This window comes from Pantoea sp. BAV 3049 (assembly GCF_009765445.1).
Classification (GTDB): Bacteria; Pseudomonadota; Gammaproteobacteria; order Enterobacterales; family Enterobacteriaceae; genus Erwinia.
Window position 1 is genome coordinate 2,143,563 of record NZ_WHOY01000031.1, and the last position, 1,209, is coordinate 2,144,771.

At 48.3% G+C, this 1,209-nt stretch carries 3 protein-coding genes; all 3 read right to left on the reverse strand.

What is annotated here, in order from left to right; all coding sequences use genetic code 11:
• Positions 1 to 33: 33 nt before the first annotated feature.
• The 3 genes from GSQ70_RS10900 to GSQ70_RS10910 all read right to left on the reverse strand — a co-directional run bounded on the left by GSQ70_RS10900 (position 34) and on the right by GSQ70_RS10910 (position 1,189).
• The gene (locus GSQ70_RS10900) at positions 34 to 297 is read right to left on the reverse strand and encodes a hypothetical protein (RefSeq protein WP_158782555.1); all 264 of its coding nucleotides are present in this window, start codon (positions 295 to 297) and stop codon (positions 34 to 36) included.
• A gap of 294 nt (positions 298 to 591) precedes the next feature.
• A complete protein-coding gene (locus tag GSQ70_RS10905; RefSeq protein ID WP_158780365.1) occupies positions 592 to 774 on the reverse strand; it encodes a hypothetical protein in 183 nt (60 codons plus the stop codon).
• A 10-nt stretch (positions 775 to 784) separates the two neighbouring features.
• Positions 785 to 1,189: a hypothetical protein gene (locus GSQ70_RS10910; RefSeq protein WP_158782556.1), complete on the reverse strand. Its 405-nt coding sequence runs from the start codon at positions 1,187 to 1,189 to the stop codon at positions 785 to 787.
• Between the last annotated feature and the right edge of the window lie 20 nt (positions 1,190 to 1,209).

Here is a 1,209-nt window from a genome sequence, read left to right on the forward strand (position 1 = left end):
TTTTCCCCGGTGATGGGCGTAAAAAAAAGCCGCTTATGCGGCCCTGATGAATTTCTTGAAAACTATTGGTGCTTGCTTCGGCTTAAAATCGCGAATATCCTTCAGCACCTCGCGGAACTCGCTCAACTTCAGTCCGCGACGTTTTGCTTCGGCCTTTATCAGCCTGTTATCCATCAGGTCATAAAGCAGCTTTGCGTCGGCTTTTGCATTGTTGAATATTGTTTTTCGTACAAACAGCTCATTTTCTTTCCGCCGCTTTTCCAGCGGGACATTTAACATGCCGTGGTCAAGTGCCATAACTCACCTCTAAAAAAGGCTGCGGGTTAGGCAGCCTATTAATTAAAAATCAAGTCATATTCGGATGGTGATTCCTTATATCTACCGCCAGCCGTATAAAATGCAATCCGGTCTAACTGGCCGTCCGCTTTTGTGACCCTTCCGAAGAACTGATAAACGGGGAATAACTCCGAATCATCCCGCTGAACCTCGAAAGTAAACCCATTCTTCGTTGCGTACTTTCCGCCAACAACCAGCATCTATCACCTCGCCGTTACGCCGTTAGATTTACAATGACCAATAAAAAAAGGCCGCTTAAGCATCCTTGAATCCTGTTACCTCAACCCGGCAAATGGGGTAGGTGGAGAGTTTTTCCTCCTGGATGATTCGCTGGGCGTCATCCCAAGAATCGGCATCATCGGCGAACTTAATATTCTCGTAGTATTCGCCTTCATAGCTGTCGTGCTTCCCTGCCAAAATTTTGAATCTAAGAGCCATTCCGCTCACCTCAAATTAAAGGAATCGATTTGCCGCGCTGCTTCTGAACCGCATGTATCTGCCGGTTGGCTTCGTTGCAGACCTTCCGGTACTCAGGATTCTGTCGACTCACAGCTTCCGGAACTGGCTTGCTGCGCATCTTCATTTTGTACTCAGTGCTGTTCACTGCTTTCAGTACACGGTCAGAGCAGCCAGTCATGGCCTGCGTTAATTTGCGTTCAAACCGCTTCTGAGCTTCTTTCTCGGCGCAATGTGCTGCGGCACGGGCCAGATTCTTTTGCTTATTGCGTGGCATATAGCCTCCTTTAGTTAACTTTGGCGATGCCGTGTCGCGTTGCTGATCTCCGCGATTGCGCTTTCTCACGCTGCATTTCACTGCATCCCAAAGCCAACTGCCTTTGGTGGGGTGAATCACCCTCAGTCCTGATTGTTAAA